The sequence below is a fragment of the Streptomyces sp. 3MP-14 genome (assembly GCF_006334905.2).
Classification (GTDB): Bacteria; Actinomycetota; Actinomycetes; order Streptomycetales; family Streptomycetaceae; genus Streptomyces; species Streptomyces triticirhizae.
This window is the reverse complement of sequence record NZ_VDLZ02000021.1, coordinates 22,120-40,060: the sequence shown is the minus strand read 5'-3', so window position 1 is coordinate 40,060 and position 17,941 is coordinate 22,120. Positions and strand designations below refer to the sequence as shown.

Genomic DNA, 17,941 nt, shown 5'->3' with positions numbered 1-17,941 from the left:
GCCGCCCGTCAGGCCAGTTCGGCGATGAGGGCGTAGCGCTCGTCGGTGACCGGCCCGCCCCAGAGTGCCTCGTCCCCTGCGAGGTCCTCCACCCGCAGCGCGCCGACCAACGGGCGGACGACCGGGGCGAGTTCGTCGGCGGCGACGCCGTGGTGCCAGGGCAGCGCCTCGGCGCCGGGCACATAGGGCGTCCCGCTCTGCCCGGCCTCGCGCCAACGCCCCTCGACGAGAACGAGCCTGCCGCCCGGGCGCAGCCGGCCGACCCACTCCCGCAGCGCGGCGGCCGGGTCGGGCAGCGTCCAGACCAGGTGGCGGACGATCAGGGCGTCGAACCGCCGCTCGCCCACGGGCGGTTGGGCGGCGTCGCCGACGAGGAAGCGGCCCTCGCGGCCGGCCGCCGCGAACTTCGCCCGGGCCGCCGCCACCATGCGCGGCGCGAGGTCGACGCCGGTGACGCGGTGGCCGGCCTCGGCCAGCAGCAGGCTCAGCGATCCGGTGCCGCAGCCGACGTCCAACACCTCGGACGGCGGCGCGGACGGCGCGGTGGCCGGCGGTATCCACTCGGCGAGGCGGCGGGCCCACGCCTCGCGGGTGCGCGGCGCCAGGAGGCCGTGGTCCGGCTCGGCGTCGAAGTCGGCGGCGGCCGCGTCCCAGTAGGCCGCGATGGACGAGTCGAGTGCGGTCATGGCGCCGATCCTGCCAGCCGCCACTGACAACGGGCCGCCGGCGACCTGACGGGTGGTGCGGCCCTCGCGGTGGGGCGTTCGGCACGCTGTTGCCACCGTTCCGCAGTTGACAGTTGCAAGCGTGCGCTCTTGAGCACATAATCCCCTCGCGTGCCGCCACGGGCCCGCGCCCGGGTCCGCGCCCGACACCGAGGAGGCAAGGAACGTGCCGAAGGACAGCTCCACACCCGGCAACGAGAACGCGCCCCCCGCACCCCGGGCCCACCGTCACCATCGAGGCCCCGGAGATCACCGGGACCACCGGGACCACGACGACCACGGGGCACACCACCCGGACCACCGCCCGGGGCACCGTCACGGCCGGTCCCTCCGGCACCGGCTGGTCCACCTCGTGCGGCCGCACGCGCACGACGCGTCGGAGGCGATCCGGACGGCCGAGGAGGCCAGCCGGGAGGGCATCCGCGCCGCGTGGATCGGACTGGCCGGCATGGGGATCACCGCGCTCCTCCAGATCGTCATCGTCGCGCTCAGCGGCTCCATGGCGCTGCTGGCCGACACCCTCCACAACCTCGGGCACCTGGTGACGACCATCCCCCTCGTCATCGCCTTCCGCCTCGGCCGGCGCGCCCCCACCGCGACGCACCCCTTCGGCTACCGCCGTGCCGAGGACCTCGCCGGCCTGCTCATCGCCGCCGTCATCGCGCTCTCGGCTGCCCTGATCATCCGGGAGTCGATCGACGCCCTCCTCAACCCGCGCCCCCTCACCCATCTCGGCTGGGTCCTCGCCGCCGGCGTCGTCGGCGCGGCCGGCAACGAGCTGGTAGCGGTCCACCGCATCCGCGTCGGGCGGCGCATCGGCTCCGCCGCGCTGGTCGCCGAGGGCCACCACGCCCGCGCCGACGGACTGACCTCCCTCGCCGTCGTCCTGGGCGCGGTCGGCGTCTGGCTCGGCTTCGACCAGGCCGACGCCGTCGTCGGCCTGGTGATCGCCGTGGCCGTCCTGGCCGTCCTCGTCTCCTCGGCCCGCACCGTCGTCCGCCGCCTGATGGACGGCGTCGAGCCGGGCCTCGTCGAGGGCATCCACCGCGCGGCGGCGGCCGTGCCCGGCGTCGAGTACGTCGCGGACGTCAGGGCCCGGTGGAGCGGCCACCGCCTGGAGGCGCACGTCACTATCGGGGTGCACGCCGACCTCACCGTCGCCGATGGCCACGACCTCGCCCAGCGGACCCACCACCGGCTGCTGCACGCGATCCCGCACCTGGAGAGCGTCGGCGTCCATGTCCACCCCTCGCGCGACGGGGCGACCCCCGCCGACGCGCACCGCCTCACCGCGCACCACGCGGACCCCGGGGCGCGGCGCGGCCCGTGAGGCGGGGAACGGCCCGGGCGGCCCGACTGGACAGGTCCCGACCGACCCCCGCACCCTGTGCGCATGAACGCACCGACGCACCCGACGCCGGCGGCCGGCTCCCACCCCCGGGAGCCGGGCCCCGAACAGTTCGCCCGCGCCGCCGAGGTGCTCACCCTGCTCGCCGACCGCACCCGCCTCGTGCTGCTCCACACCCTCAGCTCCGGCGAGGCCGACGTCACCGCGCTGACCGCCGCCTCCGGCGCCGCCCGCCCCGCCGTCAGCCAGCACCTCGCCAAGCTCCGCCTCGGCGGCCTGGTCAGCACCCGCAGGGAGGGACGCCGCGTCGTCTACGCCCTGCGCAACCGCCACATCGCGCGGCTGGTCACCGAGGCGCTCGGGCACGCCGACCACGACCTGACCGAGGCGGGGCCCCGCTGACGGGACCTCGCGGACGGAATCTCGCGGACGGAATCTCGCCGGCGCGCGCCGCGCCCGCGTCGCTCCGGCGCGGACGGCCCGGAGCAGACCACCCGAAGCAGACGGCCGCTAGATGAAAACGGTTCCCATTTTGGTACGGTGGTCTCCGCTCGGTCCCCACCGTCCCGAAGGAGGTCCGCCCCATGCGGCCCGACAACCAACCCGCCCCCGGCTCCGCCGACTTCGCCCGCCCGGAGTCGAGGAGGGCACGGTGACGCTGCCCGTGGTGATCGTCGCCGGGCTGCACGCCGACGCCCGGCGCGCGACGGTCGACGCGCTGCTGCGCGCCGTGCCCGGCAGCGTGGCGCTCCACCACGACCTGGTCGGCGCGGCCGGCGGCACCGTCCGGCGCGAGCTGCGCGACCGGGACGGGACCGTGGCCGAGGCCAGCGCCCCGCTGGTCAACGACTGCGCCTGCTGCGCGCTCCGCGAGGACCTGCTGCCCGAGCTGGAACGACTCGCCGACGCCCCGGAGTTGACCCGACTGGCCGTCGTCGAGCTGTGGGACTCGGTGGAGCCGGCGTCCGTCGCGCGGCTGCTCGCCGCCCGGGACGAACGGCGGCTGTCGCTGGTCGGCGTCGTCACCGCCGTGGACCCGGCGCTGGTGCTGCCCGCCCTGGCCACCGGCGACGACCTCGCCGAGGTCGGGCTGTCCGCCGCGCTCGGCGACAACCGGACGGTGGGCGACACGTTCGCGCGCCAGCTGGAGTACGCGCCGGTGCTGGCCCTGGTCGAGGGCGAGACCCCGCCCGACGCCGCCGACCGGGCCCTGCTCGCCCAACTCCACCCGCTGGCCCGGGTCACCGGGCCGGCCGACCCCGCGTTCGCCCGCGTGGTCACCGCCGGGTTCGACGCGGCGGCGGCCGCCAGCCGGGTGGACCCGGCCACCGCGCTGCTCCCCCAGGAGGCCACGGCCGAGGGCGTGACCACCCATGTCTGGTCGGCCCGGCGCCCGTTCCACCCCGACCGGCTCCATGCCGCGCTCCCCGAGCTGGCCTGCGCGGCGCTCCGCAGCCGGGGCCGGTTCTGGCTGGCGGACCGGTTCGACACCCTGCTCTCCTGGGACGCCACCGGTGGGGCGCTGTGCGTGGCGGGCCACGGGCGTTGGCTGGCCTCGCTGCCCGAGGCGGACTGGCCGGAGGTCCCGGCCGCACGTCGCGCGGCCGCCGCCGTGGACTGGGACCCGCACCACGGCGACCGGGGACAGCATCTGGTCTTCACCTCGCCCGACCTCGATGTGCCGGCGCTGCGCGCGGTGTTGGGGTCCTGTCTGCTGACGGACGACGAGCACGCCAAGGGGCCGATGGTCTGGGCGTGCCGGGGCTCGGCCTTCGACGGGCTGTTGGACGCGGCGTCCTAGCGACGGCCGGCGCCTGAGCGACAACCGGCGCCCTGGCCGCGACCGGCTGCCGGCGAGCGGCCGGTTGCCGACGGGCGACCGGCTGCCGGCGAGCGGCCGGGCGGTGTGCTGCCGGGCCAGGCCAGCGGGTCGACGGCCAGGAACGGCTCGTCGGCCACCGCCCCCGGGCGGACGCCGGTGAACGCGACGACCTCCCGGTGGAGATGGGACTGGTCGACATATCCGGCGTCGGCCGCGACCCGGGCCACCTCGTGCCCGGCGACCAGCCGGCGCGCGGCGCGGTCGCGCACCCGGAACCCGGCCATGGTGACGCGGCCGCCCGGCTCAGTTCGCCGCGCGTTCCGCCCGGGGCGGGCCGGCGGGGTCCGCCGGGCGGACGCGCCCGGCGCGCACCTCCCAGATCCGGTCGGCGGCCCGGAGGGTGGCGGGCCGGTGCGTCACCACCAGGGTGATCCGGTCCTCGGCGCGCTCGCGGAGGGCGGCGGTCAGCGCGGCCTCGGCGTGCGCGTCGAGGTGCGTCAGCGTCTCGTCCAGGATCAGCACCCGGGGTTCCGGCAGCAGGGCGCGCGCCAGGGCGACGCGGGCCCGTTGGCCGCCGGAGAGGCCCCGGCCCCGCTCCCCCACCGGGGTCGCGAGGCCGAGCGGCAGCCCGGCGGCCGGATCGAGCAGGCCGGCGGTGGTCGCCACGGCGCGCAGCCGCTCGGGCGGGGCCTCGGGCGCGGCCAGCAGGATGTTGTCGGCGACCGTGCCGGTCAGCAGGTCGACGCGCTGCGGCACGGCGGTGATCGCCGCCCGCAGGTCGGCGTCGGCCAGGTCGCGCAGGTCGACGCCGCCGAGCGTGATCCGCCCGGCGTCGGGGTCCCACAGCCGCAGGGCGAGGCTGACGCAGGTGGACTTGCCCCCGCCGGAGGGCCCGGTGAGGGCGACGAGTTCCCCGGGGCTGGCGTCGAGTCGGACCTCCGTCAACACCTCGGGTCCCCCCGGCGCGTAGCGGAAGCCGACGCGCTCGAAGACCAGCGGGCCGAAGGCGGGCGGCACCGGGTGGGCGGGCGGGGTGGTGGCCTGCGGCGCGCCGAGCACCGCGTCGATCCGGGCGGCCGAGGCCAGCAGCGGGCCCAGGTTCCGCAGCAGCGAGGAGAGTTGGCCGAGCGGGCCGAGGGCGACGGTGGCGAGGGTGAGGGTCACGGGGGCCAGCGTCGGGTCACCGGTCGAGCCGCTGGCGGCGACGGCCAGGGCGGCGATGCCGGCCGCCGCGACGGCCAGGTCGGCGACGGCGGTCTCGACGCCGGTGACGGCGGCGAGCCGGCGCTGGGCGCGGCCGAGGGCGCGGGTGCCGGCGGCCAGCTCGGCGCGGCGCCGCTCCAGGGCGCCGGCCTCGGTCAACTCCCGCAAGCCGGCGACGGTCTCCACGACCCGGGCGTGCAGGTCGGCGTTGGCGGCGGTGAGTTCGGCGCCGCGCCGCGCCGCCGCCCGGCCGGTGCACCACGGGAGGGCCACGACGACCAGCAGGGCGGGGCCCCACGCCAGCGGCAGCCAGGGGCTGAGGACCAGCGAGTACCAGGTGGTGACGGCCAGCAGCACGACGCTGACCAGCGCCTGGGCGGCGGTGTGCGCGTAGAGCCACTCCAGGGTCTCCACGTCGGCGAGGGCGACCGCGCCCAGATCGCCGCTGTGCCGGGGCCGCGTCCGCGTCGGCATCGCGCGGCGCAGCGCGGCGAAGACCCGCACCCGCAGGTCGGCGAGGACCCGGTAGGCGAGGTCGTGGGCGACATAGGACTCCCGCCAGCTGGTCAGCGCGCACAGCGCCGCCGTGAGCAGCAGCGCCGTGACGAGGGGAACGACGGCGGTCGGGTCGCCGCGCAGCGTCAACGTCAGGAGCCAGGCGCCGAGCAGGCCGAGGGCCAGCACGCCCAGCTGGGTCAGCAGGCCGGCGGCCAGGGTCCACCAGAACGCGCCGCGATGCTGGGTGACCAGCGGCAACAGCCGCCACAGCGGCGCCAGTCGGGCCCGGAGCGCGGTCATCGGCGCGCCTCCCCCACGCTCGTCCCGGTCACCGGCTCGGCGGCGTGCGCCGTCACGCGTTCCGGTTCGGCGCCGCGCCCCGGTTCGGCGCCGTGCTCCCGCTCCGGGGCCGGGCCGCGTTGCCGGTGCAGGAGCGCGCGGTACGCGCCGTCGGGGCGGGCCAGCAGCGTGCCGGGGGCATCGCACTCCACCACCCGGCCCCGGTCGAGCACGGCGACGAGGTCGGCGCTGCGGACGGCGGCGAGCCGGTGCGCGATGACGATCCTGGTGCGGCCGGCGAGTTCGGGCGCGGTACACAGCGCCTCCAGCACCTCGGCCTCGGTCCTCGGGTCGAGGTGCGAGGTCGCCTCGTCGAGCACCAGCACCGGTGCGGTGGACAGGAACGCGCGGGCCAGGGCGACGCGTTGGCGCTGCCCGCCGGAGAGGGTGCTGCCGCGTTCGCCCAGGACGGTGGCGTAGCCGTCGGGCAGCGCGGCGACGAACGCGTGCGCCCCGGCCAGCCGGGCAGCCCGCCGCACCTGGGTGTCGGTGGCCTCGGGCCTGGCCAGCCGGATGTTGTCGGCGACGCTGGCCTGGAAGAGGTAGGGGTCCTGGTGGACCACGGTCACGGTGGCGCGCAGCGCGGCCAGCCGGTACGCGGGCAGCGGCCGGCCGGCGAGCAGGACGCGCCCGGCGTCCGGATCGTGGTGGCGCGTCAGCAGCGCGGCCAGGGTGCTCTTGCCGGCGCCCGACGCGCCGACGACGCCGACCAGCGCGCCGGCCGGGCAGTGCAGCGCGGCCCCGTCGAGCGCCGGGTGGCCGGCGCCGCCCGGGTGGGCGAAGCGGACGCGCGCGAAGCGGACGTCGGGCACCCCGGCGGGCGCGGCGTGGGCGCCGTCGTCGGGCACGGAGGGCGTGGCGGAAAGAAGTTCCTCGATGCCGTCGACGGCGGTCAGCCCCTGGTAGCCGGCGTGCCAGGCGGCGGACAGGTCGGCGAGCGGCCGGAAGCACTCCCGGCCGCACAGCAGGAAGACGAACGCGCCGGAGGCCCCGAGGTCGCCGGCGGTGGTGGCGGCCGCGACCACCGCCACGGTGACGGCGGTGCCGCCGTGCAGGGCCAGCGCGCTGATGCCGTGTTCGACGAGGGAGACGCGGAGTTGGGCCATCGTCGCGCGGTGCAGCTGGTCGCCCCTGGCGGCCAGCCGGCGGCCGACCCGCTCGCCGGCGCCGAGCACCCGCAGCGTGGGGAGGGCGGCGGTCGCCTCCAGGTAGTCGGCGCCCAACCGGCCCCAGCCGGCCCAGCGTTCCCGGCCGCGCCGCAGCAGCGTGGCGTCCCAGAAGCGCGGCAGCACGACGCCGAGGGCCAGCGCGCCGCCGAGCGCCAGGGCGCCCGGCGGGTGGACGGTGGCCAGCCAGCCGACGATCGCGGCCGGCACCACGGCCACCACCAGCAGTTGCGGGAGGTAGCGCGTGTAGTAGGCGTCCAGTGCCTCGACGCCGGTGACCAGGGTGTGCTGCGCCTGCCCGGCGCGGGCGCCGGCGGCGTGCGCGGGCCCCAACGCCCCCAGCTGGACGACCAGTTGGTCGCGCAGCCGGGCGCGGATCTCCGTGCCGCACCACGCGCGCAGCGGCGCGTCCAGGCGCAGCAGCGCGGCCCGCAGCAGCACGCACCCGCAGGACCAGCCGAGCGCGGCGCCGGCCGGACCCGCGCCGCCGCCCCCGGGAAAGAGATGGGCCAACGCGCGCGCCAGGGCGAGGGCCTGCGCCAGGTGGGTGGCGCTGACCAGCAGGCCGAGCAGGGCGCAGAGCGCCACGGGGCGGACGGCCGAGCCGGCGAGCGCGATCAGGCGGCGGTGCAGCATGGGCTGGGGTCAGAACGCGTCGGGGTGCAGGCCACGGGCGACGGCCTCGACGGCGCGGACGTTGCCGATGGTGCCGGGGAAGAGGTCGGCGCTGGAGACGGCGACGAGGCGGCCGTTCCGCACGGCCGACAGGTCGGGGAGGGTGGCGGCGAGCCAGGCGCGGGTGGCCCGTTCGTGCTCCTCGTCGTGGACGCCGAAGACCAGCACGTCGGGGTCGCGGTGGGCCAGTTCCTCCGGGTTGATCTCGGCGGCGAAGAAGTCGGCGAAGGCCGCGTCGTCGGGTCCGAAGACGTTGGCGCCGCCCGCCCTGCGGACGATGTCGTACTCGACGCCGGCGCCGATGGCGGAGAGCCGTTCGCCCTCCACATAGACCTGGGCGACGGTCACCTGCGGCCGGCCGGCGACGCGTTCGTCGACATCGTCGAGGACGGCCCGCTGGGCGTCGGCGAGTTCGGCCGCCGCGTCGTCGACGTCCAGCACGCGGCCGAGCGTGTCCAGGTCGGTGAAGAGGTCGTCCACGGTGGCGGTCATGCGGCGTTCGGCGCAGCCGCCGCTGGCGATGTGGGCGGCCACGCCGGCGTCGGCGAGCTGGTCCAGGTCGGCGAAGCCCTGTTCGGCGGAGAACTCGTAGGAGGTCGGCGCGGTGACGAGGTCGGGTTCCGCGTTCAGGAGCACCTCGCGGGTGGGCGGGGCGTCCTCGCTGAGGACGGGTATGTCGGCGGCCAGGTCCCGCACGTCCTCGGGCAGCGGCGCGGTGGCGGTCTGCGCCTGGCCCACCATCCGGTCGGCGACCCCGAGACGCAGCAGCAGCTCGGTCTGGGCGGGGCTGAGTCCGACGACGGCCTCGGGGGGCGCGTCGAGGGTGACCTCGCGCCCGCAGTTGGTGTAGGTGACGCCGTCCCCGGCCGCCGGTTCGGCGGCCGGCTCGGTGACGCCCGAGCCGCAGGCGGCCAGCGTGAGCAGGGCGGTGGCGGCGAGGGTGGCGCGGACGGCGACGGGCCGTCGGCGAAGGGCGGTTGTCATGGCGTGTGCTCCTGGTGCGGGGTGACGACGGGGGTGTCGTCCGAGAAGGCGATCAGCGGCCGGCCGCCCACGGGGTGGCGCAGCAGGTGGGCCCGGACGCCGAAGACGTCGTGGATCACCTCGGGGGTGAGGACGTCATCGGGCGGCCCGAGGGCGGTGACGCGGCCGTCGCGCAGCACGGCGATCTCGTCGCAGTGCGCGGCGGCGAGGTTGAGGTCGTGCAGGGCGGCGACGGTGGTGACGCCCAAGCCGCCGACCAGCCGCATGAGTTCGAGCTGGAAGGCGATGTCCAGGTGGTTCGTGGGCTCGTCCAGCACCAGCACCTGGCTCTCCTGGACGAGGGCGCGGGCCAGCAGCACGCGCTGGCGTTCGCCGCCGGAGAGCGCGGCGAACGGCCGGTCGGCGAGCGCGCTCGCGCCCACCCGCTCCAACGCCCGCCGCACCAGGGCGAGATCGCGGGCCGAGTCGCCGCCGAAGCCGCCGTGGTGCGGCAGCCGGCCGAGCAGCACGACGTCGAGCACGTCGAGGTCGAAGTCGGTGCCGCTCTCCTGGGTCAGCACCGCGACCCGCCGGGCCACCTCGCGCGGCGGCAGCCGCCACGCGTCGTCGCCGGCCAGCCGGACGGTGCCGGTGTGCGGCCGCAGCACCCGGTAGAGGGCGCGCAACAGGGTCGACTTGCCGCTGCCGTTGGGGCCGACGAGCCCGAGGAAGCGGCCGGACTCCACGCGCAGGCTCGCCTCGTGGACGACGGTGCGGCCGCCGACGGCGACGGACACCCGGTCGAGGACGACGTTCACCGCAGCATCCCCGCCCGGGCGGCGCGCCCGCGCCGGATCAGCCACAGGAAGCAGGGCGCGCCGACCACGGCGGTGACGATGCCCAGCGGGATCTCGGTGGGCGCGGCGACGGTGCGGGCCAGCAGGTCGGCGGCCATCAGGAAGAACGCGCCGGCCAGCACGGTGACCGGCAGCATCCTGCGGTGATCGGCGCCGACCAGGATGCGGGCGGTGTGCGGGACCACCAGCCCGACGAAGCCGATGCCGCCGCTGACCGCCACCACGGCGCCGGTCAACAGGGAGGCGGCGACGACGAGTTGGCCGCGCAGCCGGTGGACGGGCACGCCGAGGGCGGTGGCGGTCTCGTCGCCGGCGAGCAGCGCGTTGAGGGCGCGGGCGCGGGCCAGGGCGAAGAGGGTGACGGCCAGCAACGCCACGGCGGGGATGGCGAGTTGGTCCATGGAGGCGGCGGAGACGCTGCCCAGCAGGAAGAAGAGGACGCTGAAGACGTTCTGCGCCTCGGTGGTGAGGGTGAGATAGCTGGTGAGGGCGGAGAGCAGGGAGCCCAGGGCCACCCCGGTGAGGATCATGCGGGTGGGCGCGAGCATCCCGTGGTGGCGGGAGAGCAGCGCCACGGCGGCCGTGGCGGCCAGCGCGCCGAGGAACGCGGCGCCGCTGAGCGGCAGTCCGGCGACGGCGGCGGAGCCCAGCGTGATGACGGCGACGGCACCGAGGCCGGCGCCGGCCGAGACGCCCAACACATAGGGCTCGGCGAGCGGGTTGCGGACGGCCGCCTGCATCAGGGCGCCGGCCAGGGCGAGTCCGGCGCCGGCGAGCCCGGCGAGCAGGGTGCGGGGCAGCCGGAACTGCCAGACCGCCTGGTCCTGGAGGCGGGTGAGCGAGCCGTCGCTCGTCCAGGGCGCCCCGGGCAGCAGATGGCCCAGGATGACGCGGCCCGCGTCGAGCGGCGACACCTCGGCGGGCCCGGTCGCGCCGGAGACGACGAGCACCGCCAGGATGCCGACGCCGAGGGCGAGTTGGGTGAGCAGCGGCGCGCGGCGCGAGCGGCGGACCCCTCGGTCGAGGGCGGACACGGGATGGCCTCCTTCGGCGGCCAGGACAGGGACCCCGCCGACTCATGAAAACAGGAACGGTTTTCATGACCGTATGCGGCAACCGGGCCGCCGCGCAACGCGGGAGGACGCCGCTGTGGCATTGATCACGGCCGTCGGTCGGCGGGGCCGCGACCAGGGGCGTTGGCCAGGGAGTTGGACCCGCGCGGTGGCCACGGGCCGGGACCACGCGCCGGGGGCGCAGGTGGGGACCATGCCTCGGCCGGCCGGGGCGGCGCGGCCGGGGGCCTCAACGGCCCCGCCGTACCGTCGGCTTCGGGTGGCGGCCGGTCCCGGGCCGGGTTCCCGGCCCCTCGCCCGCGCGCCGGCGCGCGGCCAGGGCGGCGAGGGCGCGCAGCGCCCGGGTGCGCCCCCTCGTGGGCACGGTCCACAGCGGGTGGCCGGCCAGGCCCCAGCGGGCCAGCAGGGCGTTGGCCGCCAACAGGCCGGTGCTGGTGGCCCGTTCCATCAGGGCCACCGGCAGGTCGCAGCGCACCAGGTCGCCGGCGAGCACGACGCGGGGGTCGGCGGTGGTCACGGTCGGGCGGTCGGCCCAGCCGCCGACGGGAAAGAGGGGACAGTCGTCGCGCCACAGGTGCGCCTCGTCGCGCGCCACGGCGTCGGCCGTCTCCGGGTAGACGGCCGCCAGCCGGGCGCGCAGCTCGGCCTGGTGGGCGGCCCGGTCGACGGTCGGCGGCACGGCGTAGGAGTGCAGCTCGACGACGGAGCCGCCGGTGCGGGCCGACCAGCGGGCGGCCTCGTCCTCCCAGCGTTCCAGCACGCTGACGTTGTCCAGCCCGCCGAAGCCGGCGGTGCCCAGGAATCCGGGCCGGTCGGGCGCCACCGGCCGGTCCAGCCAGAGGCGGGAGACCAGGAACGGCGGCGCCGGCCGCAGCCGGCCGATCCGGGCCCGCCAGTCGGCGTCGCCGAGGGCCGGCGAGTTGGCCACCAGCCGGGTCAGGCCGGCGGTGTCCAGGGCCAGGACCACCGCGTCGAACCGTTCGGCGCCGCCGGCGGTGACCACCTCCACGCCGGCGCGTTCGACGGGGTGAACGGCGCGCGCCTCGGTGGCGGGGCGCAACCGGGCGCCGTGCGCCGTCAGATGCGCGGCCAGCGGCTCCCAGATGGCCTGCGGGTAGGGCGCGCGCGGCACGTCGAAGAGCAGGCCCTCGCTGGAGCCGAGGAAGTAGATGTGGAACATCAACGCCATCTCGGCGGCGGAGAGTTGGTCGGGGTCGGCGAAGAAGCTGCGGGAGAAGACCTCGAACGCCAGGTGGCGGGCGGGCTCGGGGAAGCGGACCCGGTCCAGGAGCCGGCTGGCGCTGACGCCGTCGAGGCGCCGGTAGACCTCGGGCACCCGCACGTCGAGGAGGTCGAGCGCGGCCGGGAGGTCGAGCCTGGCCAGCTCGCGGGCCGGGAAGCTGGGGCTGAGCGCGGCGAAGCCGAGGGCGTTCCAGGGCGGGGTGCGCGGCAGCCGGGCGAAGCCGTCGCGGGCGCCGGCGCCGTGCCAGAGCGGGTAGTCGGGCAGCGGGGTGAGCCCGGCGAGGGCGGGGTCGACCCGGCGCAGCAGCGCGCGGAGGTTGTAGTACTGGCGGAAGAAGGCGTGAAATCCCCGGCTCATGGTGGCCGTCGAGCCGTCGCTGAGCCGGATCGGCCAGCCGGCGAGCCGGCCGCCGAGGACGGGCTCGCGCTCCAACAGGGTGACGCGGACGCCGCGTTCGGCGAGGGCGGTGGCTGCGGCGACGCCGGCGAGGCCGCCGCCGAGGACGGCGACGGTGGGCGGGCGGTCGCCGGCGGTGGGGCGGCCGGCCGGGGCCGGCACGGCGACGGCCCGCCGGTCGCGGCCGGGGCCGGGCGGTCGGTTCCTCGGGGCGTTCATCGGGTCACCGGGGCGGGTCGGGCGTCGGCGGCCGGGGCTGCGCGGCGGGGGCGGACGGCGAGGTCGAGGACGGTGCGCAGCAGGGGCAGGGCGGGGGCGCGCCGGCCGACCGCCAGGTCCTCGACGGGGCTGGTGCGCCCGTCGAGGAAGCGCAGCAGCCGCGCGATCGGCACCTCGCGGAACAGGCGCGGGAAGACGTCGGCGCCGCGCACCCGGCCCCGGTCCAGCGCCGCCAGCAGCACCGCGTCCAGCGCCAGGGCGCGGCCCGGGTAGGCGGGCGGCGGGAGCGGGGCGCGGCCGGCGAAGAGGGCGTCGGCGACGGCGGCGGTCTGGCGCTGCACGGCGGCGAACGTGTAGCCGGTGGACGGCCGGGTGGCGCCGCCGGCCGCGCCGATCCGGAAGACGGCGGGCCCGGCCCGGCGCCGGTGGCGGGCGTCGGTGAGCGGGATGATCCCGCGTTCGACGGCTTCGACCCGGTGGTCGTCGCCGAGCCCGAGGACGCGGCCGGCGTAGTGGGCGAGCGCGCGCCCGTAGCCGGCGTCGGTAAGCGGGCGGCGGGAGAACGCGGTGTACTCGACGAGCGCGCGGTCCTCGGCGAGCGGCAGCACATAGCCGAACGCCAGTCCTTCGGCGGGCTGCGGCACCCGGAAGTCCATCAGCTCGACCACGGCCGGGTCGAACGCCGGGCGCGGGGTGCGGAGGAACCAGCCGTGGAAGTGCTGGAGGAGCCGGGTGCGGGCGGGCGGGGGCGTGGCCGGCGGGCGGGAGTCGAGGACCCAGCGGGCCCGCAGCCGCGCCGGCCGTCCCTCGGCGGTCTCGCCCAGCAGCTCGGCGCCGCCCGGGCCCGACCGCACCCGGCGCACGGTCCACTCCCGGCGCTCGACGGCGCCCGTCCGCTCGCGGACCCTGGCCTCGAAGTCGGCGGAGGTCAGCATCTTGTAGCGGCCGTCGCCGAGCCCGCGCTCGATGGTCTCGCCGTCCGGCCCGCGCACCCGCAGCCGGGGCCAGGAGGCGGTGAGCCAGTCGTCGAACGGGCCGCCGGCCGGCTCCCACCAGCACCAGGTGCGCGGCGGCGGGCGCAGCGGCCCGGCCGGGGCCTCGACCAGGGTCACCGCGAGCGGCCGGGCGCCGGGCGGCGGGTGGGCCAGCCGCAGGGCGAGGGAGAGCCCGGCGGCCCCCGCGCCGACGATCGCGACCTCGGTCTCCCGTTCCCGCACGGCCCTCGCCCTCCCGCTCGTCGGCGCCGCTCCCGGCGGCGGCACCCCAGGGAGATGTACCAGTTCGTGCGCCTTCGCCCCCGTCCGCCACGCCCGGGCGGGGCCGCCATCGGGCGCTCACGGTGGGTGAGTTCATCCCCGGGCGCGCTGTGACTCCTGACATAGGACCAAGGTCCCCTACGAGGCGGCCTAGCGGTGCGGGGTGCGCGCGACCCGGGGGCGGGGCCGCGTTCGGGGCGCGTCGGCTACGGAGCGGGGTCGTAGGTCACACCTTTGCCCGCCGCTCGGACGCTCGCTAAGACTGGCCGACGTCCGCAATCACGGGATTTACCCCCACTTCCAACGAGGAACGACCACATTGTTCGCACACAGCACCCCTGGCCCTCGCCGGTCCCGGACCCGCAGGGTTTCGGTGGCCGGAGTCGTCGCCGCCGGCGCAGCGGCCATGGCCGTCTCGCTCGTACCGGGTCACGCGGCCGCCGCCTCCCCCGAGGCGAGCACCGCTCCCGCGCCGACCGCCGCCGGAACCGACGCCCCTGTCGCCTTCACCCTGACCGAGGGCAAGGCGGCCGGCACCCTGCGCGACACCCTCGGGGGTCGGCTGACGGCCCTCGACCCGCTGCCCGCCACGCACCCCACGCAGGCGCCGGCCGCCGAGGACGAGGAGTCGGCCGACGACGGTGACGCCGCCGACGAGTCGGCCTCCGACGAGGACGCCAAGAACGGCGACCAGAACGAGAACGCCGAGGGCTCCGAGGCCGCCGACGAGACCGAGAACGCCGAGAACGCCGAGGACGCCGAGGACGAGAAGTCGGCCGAGCCGGAGTACCCGGACAACCTCGACGGCTGGATACGCGAGGCCCTGGACATCATGGCCGAGCACGACATTCCGGGCAGCTACGAGGGCATCCACCGCAACATCATGCGGGAGTCCAGCGGCGACCCGTACGCCATCAACAACTGGGACATCAACGCCATCAACGGCGTGCCCTCCAAGGGCCTGCTCCAGGTGATCAAGCCGACCTTCGACGCCTACCACGTCGAGGGCACCGCCTACGACCAGTACGACCCGGTGGCCAACATCGTCGCGGCCTGCAACTACGCGGCCGACCGCTACGGTTCGATGGACAACGTCAACGGCCCCTACTGACCGGACCGTTCACGCCCGAAACACCGGGCCACGGCAACACCACGGCCGGGCCCGCCCACGTTCGTCGAACGTGGGCGGGCCCGGCCGTTCCGCCTCGCGGGCGGTCGCTCAGGCGGGCCGCGCGGGCGCCGGGCCGGTGGACTCGCGGATCACCAGCCGTGCGGTGGGCGGCTCGGGCGCGTTCTCCACCGGCTCGCCCAGCAGCCGCAGCAGCCGGACGGCCGCCGCCCGGCTGACCTGGCGGGCGTCCTGGGTGACCGTGGTGAGCCGGGGGTGCAGCCACTGGCCGAGCGGGTGGTCGTCGTGGCCGATGACGGAGAGGTCATCCGGCACCCGCAACCCCATCCGCTGCGCGGTGGCGATGGCGGTCAGGGCCATGGCGTCGTTGGCGAACAGGATGGCGGTCGGCCGGCGTTCGGGGTCGGCCATCAGCTCGGCGGTCACCCGGGCCGCGCCCTCGCCGGAGAGTTCGGTGTCGAACACGGTGCGCAGCCGCAGGTCGAGGTCGGCCAGCGTGCGCTCTATCTGGAGGCGGCGCAGCCGGCTGTGCACCCGGTCCTCGGGCCCGGCGACATAGGCGAGCCGCCGGTGGCCCAGGTCCGTCAGGTGGCTGACGGCCGCGCCCATGGCCTCCTCCAGGCCCTGCGCGTGCACGCACTCGGTGGGCTCGCCGCGCCAGGGCCGGCCGATCAGCAGCCCGGGCACGCCGAGCCGGCGCAGCAGCGCGTGCCGCGCGTCGCCGACCCGGTGGTCGGTCAACAGGAAGGCGTCGACGCGGCGTTCGCGGACCAGCTGCTCGTAGACGGCCAACTCGGTCTGGTCCTCGGCGATCAGGTGTAGCCGCAGTCCGTAGCCGGCGGGGCCCAGCTCCTGCTCCAGGCCGGCGACGGTCTCCGCGAAGAACGGGTCGGCGGTCAGCAGGTCGGGCCCGCGCGCGATCACCAGGCCGACGGTGCGGGTGCGTTCGCCGCGCAGCGCCATGGCGTGGGCGCTGGGCGACCAGCCGAGCTTCTCGGCCGCGTTCAGGATGCGTTCCCTGGTGGCCGGGGAGATGCCGTCCCGGTTGTTGAAGACCTTGGAGACGGCCGACTTGGAGACGCCGGCGAGCGCGGCCACGTCCATGATGGTGGGCTGGGAGCGACGGGAGGTGCGCTCCGTCGCCTGGTCGCGAGTGATGTCCTGATCTCCTTGTGTGGGGCCGGGTCACATCTTGACCGCGCCGCTGATCAGTGCCTGCTCCATTCTGCGCTGGAGCACGATGTACACGATATAGACCGGGATCAGGGTGACGGCGGTGCCCGCCATCAGAACGCCGTACTCGGTGGCCTGGTTGGCCTGGAGCGTGGGCAGCGCGACCTGGATGGTGCGCTGCGAGGTGTCCGGACCGATGATGACCAGCGAGTAGAGGTACTCGTTCCAGAAGTTCAAGAAGTTGAGCAGCAGCACCGTCGCGATGCCCGGCATACTCAGCGGGACGAAGACCCGCCACAGCACGGTCCAGGTGCCGGCGCCGTCCACCCGGGCGCTCTCCTCCAGCTCCGGCGGCACGGTCCGCATGAACTGGGTCAGCAGCACCACCGACAGCGGCAGCGCGCCGGCGGGCAGCAGCAGGATGAGGAACGTCCTGGTGTGGAAGAGCCCGGTGTAGGCCGCCATCAGGAAGGTCGGCACCAGCGCCGCGAAGGTCGGCACCAGGAAGCCCATGGCGAAGATCCGCTCCAGCAGCGTGGACAGCCGCCCCCGGCTGCGGGCCAGCGCGAACGAGGCGGGCAGCGCGAGCAGCAGCGTCAGCACCAGCGCGGCGCCGGTGACCAGTGCCGAGTTGACCAGCGCCAGGTCGAGGCGGGCGTAGCGGATGGCGTCCTCGAAGTAGTGCCAGACCGGGTCGACGGGCGGCGTCAGCGGCGAGTCGAAGATGTCGGTGGTCTTCTTGAACGAGGAGATCACCAGGTAGTACAGGGGCAGCACCAGGGCCAGGGCGTAGAGCCAGACCAGGCCGTGGCTGACGCCCCACAGCAGCCGGCCGGTGCGGCCGGAGCGTCGGGCGCCGCCACGCGGAGCGCGGGTTGCCTGCTTGGTGGTGGACATGTCGGCTCCCTGGGCGGTCAGTAGTTCTGGCGCAGCAGACGGCGGATGGCGAGCATTCCGACGAGCCCGACGACGAAGAGCAGCACGCCGGCGGCCTGGCTGTAGCCGAGATCGGACTGGACGAACGCCTTGTTGTAGACGAGGAAGGAGAGGTTGGTGGTGGCGTTCCCCGGGCCGCCCTGGGTGAGCAGCAGCACGTTCTGCGCCGAGGAGAAGAGAATCCACAGGAACTGGAGCATGGTGGTGACGCCCACGTAGTCCTTGGTGACGGGGAAGGCGATTCGCCACATCCGCCGCCAGTGGCCCGAGCCGTCCAACTCGGCCGCCTCGTAGATCTCCCCGGGGACGCTGCCCAGCCGGGCGGCGAAGAGGACGGCGGTGAAGCCGATGCCGTTCCACAGGTCGATGGCCATGATGCAGGCCAGCGCGGTGTCGGTGTCCGCGAGCCAGGCGCGGCCGAGGGAGCCCAGGCCGACGGTGTCCAGCAGCCCGTTGAGCATCCCGTTCGGCGCCAGCACGCTGTAGGCCATCATCGCCTTGGCGGACGCGGAGATCAGCGCCGGCGTGAAGAGCACCACCCGCAGCAGCCGGTGGCCGCGCGGCTTCAGCGTCAGGTAGTAGCCGACCATGAACGCGGTGACGATCATCACCGGCAGCACGACGCCGATCTGGATGGCGCTGTTGCGCACCGCCTGCCAGAACAGCGGGTCGTCCAGCACCACGCGGAAGTTCTCCCAGCCCGCCCACGAGCGCGGCGCCAGCATTCCGGGCCAACTCAGGCCGCTGATGTAGAACATGGCCAGCAGCGGGCCCAGCGTGAACAGCAGGTACCAGACCAGGGCCGGCACGGCCAGCAGCGTGACCGGGGAACCCTCGCGTCGCGTTCTGCGCACCCGACGGCCGGTGGCCGCCGGCGCGGTCGGTGGGGTGGTTGGGGTGGGGTGCACCGTCGTTGTGCC

15 protein-coding genes and 1 pseudogene are annotated in these 17,941 nt (G+C 76.1%); 4 read left to right on the top strand and 12 right to left on the bottom strand.

The window, feature by feature from the left end; all coding sequences use genetic code 11:
- Nucleotides 1-8: 8 nt before the first annotated feature.
- A complete protein-coding gene (locus FH609_RS27995) occupies nucleotides 9-686 on the bottom strand; it encodes a class I SAM-dependent methyltransferase (RefSeq protein ID WP_139674098.1) in 678 nt (225 codons plus the stop codon).
- A gap of 391 nt (nucleotides 687-1,077) precedes the next feature.
- Between FH609_RS27995 and FH609_RS27990 the strand changes: the two genes are divergently transcribed.
- From FH609_RS27990 to FH609_RS27980, 3 genes are all read left to right on the top strand, one after another.
- Nucleotides 1,078-2,055: a cation diffusion facilitator family transporter gene (locus tag FH609_RS27990; protein WP_226962010.1), complete on the top strand. Its 978-nt coding sequence runs from the start codon at nucleotides 1,078-1,080 to the stop codon at nucleotides 2,053-2,055.
- Nucleotides 2,056-2,118: 63 nt separating this feature from the next.
- Nucleotides 2,119-2,475, top strand: coding sequence for an ArsR/SmtB family transcription factor (locus FH609_RS27985; protein WP_139674103.1), 357 nt, complete (start codon nucleotides 2,119-2,121; stop codon nucleotides 2,473-2,475).
- A gap of 250 nt (nucleotides 2,476-2,725) precedes the next feature.
- Nucleotides 2,726-3,874, top strand: a complete 1,149-nt coding sequence (locus FH609_RS27980; RefSeq protein ID WP_226962009.1) for a CobW family GTP-binding protein — start codon at nucleotides 2,726-2,728, stop codon at nucleotides 3,872-3,874.
- On the opposite strand, the pseudogene FH609_RS31980 reads toward FH609_RS27980, so the two are convergent.
- The 8 genes and pseudogenes from FH609_RS31980 to FH609_RS27940 all read right to left on the bottom strand — a co-directional run.
- Nucleotides 3,871-4,158 (bottom strand): annotated as a pseudogene (locus FH609_RS31980) (hypothetical protein); the annotation flags it as partial. The gene FH609_RS27980 and the pseudogene FH609_RS31980 sit on opposite strands and share 4 nt — an antisense overlap.
- Nucleotides 4,159-4,198: 40 nt before the next feature.
- On the bottom strand, nucleotides 4,199-5,896 hold the full coding sequence (locus tag FH609_RS27970) for an amino acid ABC transporter ATP-binding/permease protein (RefSeq protein ID WP_139674109.1): 1,698 nt from the start codon (nucleotides 5,894-5,896) through the stop codon (nucleotides 4,199-4,201).
- A complete protein-coding gene (locus FH609_RS27965; protein ID WP_139674111.1) occupies nucleotides 5,893-7,737 on the bottom strand; it encodes an ABC transporter ATP-binding protein/permease in 1,845 nt (614 codons plus the stop codon). Before FH609_RS27965 ends, FH609_RS27970 begins: the two co-directional genes overlap by 4 nt.
- 9 nt (nucleotides 7,738-7,746) lie before the next feature.
- Nucleotides 7,747-8,760 carry an ABC transporter substrate-binding protein gene (locus FH609_RS27960; RefSeq protein WP_139674115.1) on the bottom strand — a complete coding sequence of 338 codons (1,014 nt, stop codon included), beginning with the start codon at nucleotides 8,758-8,760 and terminating at the stop codon, nucleotides 7,747-7,749.
- The gene (locus FH609_RS27955; protein WP_139674118.1) at nucleotides 8,757-9,557 is read right to left on the bottom strand and encodes an ABC transporter ATP-binding protein; all 801 of its coding nucleotides are present in this window, start codon (nucleotides 9,555-9,557) and stop codon (nucleotides 8,757-8,759) included. The genes FH609_RS27960 and FH609_RS27955 overlap by 4 nt, the downstream gene beginning before the upstream one ends.
- A complete protein-coding gene (locus FH609_RS27950; RefSeq protein WP_226962008.1) occupies nucleotides 9,554-10,630 on the bottom strand; it encodes a FecCD family ABC transporter permease in 1,077 nt (358 codons plus the stop codon). Before FH609_RS27950 ends, FH609_RS27955 begins: the two co-directional genes overlap by 4 nt.
- 268 nt (nucleotides 10,631-10,898) lie before the next feature.
- A complete protein-coding gene (locus FH609_RS27945) occupies nucleotides 10,899-12,527 on the bottom strand; it encodes an FAD-dependent oxidoreductase (protein WP_139674121.1) in 1,629 nt (542 codons plus the stop codon).
- Nucleotides 12,524-13,744 carry a lycopene cyclase family protein gene (locus FH609_RS27940; protein WP_139674124.1) on the bottom strand — a complete coding sequence of 407 codons (1,221 nt, stop codon included), beginning with the start codon at nucleotides 13,742-13,744 and terminating at the stop codon, nucleotides 12,524-12,526. Before FH609_RS27940 ends, FH609_RS27945 begins: the two co-directional genes overlap by 4 nt.
- A gap of 412 nt (nucleotides 13,745-14,156) precedes the next feature.
- Between FH609_RS27940 and FH609_RS27935 the strand changes: the two genes are divergently transcribed.
- Nucleotides 14,157-14,894, top strand: a complete 738-nt coding sequence (locus FH609_RS27935) for a transglycosylase SLT domain-containing protein (RefSeq protein WP_226962007.1) — start codon at nucleotides 14,157-14,159, stop codon at nucleotides 14,892-14,894.
- 108 nt (nucleotides 14,895-15,002) lie between these two features.
- Here FH609_RS27935 and FH609_RS27930 read toward each other — a convergent pair whose 3' ends face one another.
- The 3 genes from FH609_RS27930 to FH609_RS27920 all read right to left on the bottom strand — a co-directional run bounded on the left by FH609_RS27930 (nucleotide 15,003) and on the right by FH609_RS27920 (nucleotide 17,929).
- A complete protein-coding gene (locus FH609_RS27930) occupies nucleotides 15,003-16,016 on the bottom strand; it encodes a LacI family DNA-binding transcriptional regulator (RefSeq protein WP_139674129.1) in 1,014 nt (337 codons plus the stop codon).
- A gap of 81 nt (nucleotides 16,017-16,097) precedes the next feature.
- The gene (locus FH609_RS27925; RefSeq protein ID WP_139674132.1) at nucleotides 16,098-16,982 is read right to left on the bottom strand and encodes a carbohydrate ABC transporter permease; all 885 of its coding nucleotides are present in this window, start codon (nucleotides 16,980-16,982) and stop codon (nucleotides 16,098-16,100) included.
- Nucleotides 16,983-16,999: 17 nt separating this feature from the next.
- Nucleotides 17,000-17,929, bottom strand: a complete 930-nt coding sequence (locus FH609_RS27920; protein WP_139674135.1) for a carbohydrate ABC transporter permease — start codon at nucleotides 17,927-17,929, stop codon at nucleotides 17,000-17,002.
- Between the last annotated feature and the right edge of the window lie 12 nt (nucleotides 17,930-17,941).